Raw genomic sequence first — 605 nt, 5'->3', positions numbered from 1 at the left:
GCTGGATCACCTCCTTATCGACGCGTCATCTCGTGTCGGCAAGTGCTCACAATGAATTACCTGATCGGCCAGAGCAAAGACTGTTTGGGTCTGTAGCTCAGTTGGTTAGAGCGCACCCCTGATAAGGGTGAGGTCGGCAGTTCAAATCTGCCCAGACCCACCAAATTTTATCCAGTACTGCGTTATTTTGTGACTCGCATAGCAGGCTATGCGTCGCCACAAAATGCCTTGTCCTGAATAAAATTCCCATGGCACGTACGGGATATCAGTGGGGCCATAGCTCAGCTGGGAGAGCGCCTGCCTTGCACGCAGGAGGTCAGCGGTTCGATCCCGCTTGGCTCCACCACTTTCCCGCGGAAAGTCTGGAAAAGCTCAGTTGGGAGAGCGCCTGCCTTGCACCAGGAGGTCGCGCCGGGGGCGCGCACGACTTCGATCTCGCTTGGCTCCACCACTTCTCTCCACCTCACAGTCTTACCTGATCGGATCCACAGTCATAAGCCACCATCGCAACAGACGATGACCGGTTTATGACTGTCGATTGACAGTCTGCTCTTTAACAATGTGAATCATGCTGACAAATTTCTCCGCAAGGAGAAATGCAAGAT

The 605-nt window shown here is 53.6% G+C and carries 3 tRNA genes; all 3 read left to right on the top strand.

The window, feature by feature from the left end:
* Positions 1–86 precede the first annotated feature (86 nt).
* Positions 87–163, top strand: a tRNA-Ile gene (locus tag QC821_RS21700).
* 107 nt (positions 164–270) lie between these two features.
* A tRNA-Ala gene (locus QC821_RS21695) sits at positions 271–346 on the top strand.
* An 18-nt stretch (positions 347–364) separates the two neighbouring features.
* A tRNA-OTHER gene (locus tag QC821_RS21690) sits at positions 365–451 on the top strand.
* The last annotated feature ends 154 nt before the right edge of the window (positions 452–605 follow it).

The sequence above is a fragment of the Franzmannia qiaohouensis genome (assembly GCF_031451695.1).
GTDB classification, from domain to species: domain Bacteria; phylum Pseudomonadota; class Gammaproteobacteria; order Pseudomonadales; family Halomonadaceae; genus Franzmannia; species Franzmannia qiaohouensis.
This window is presented reverse-complemented; position numbering and strand designations above follow the sequence as displayed.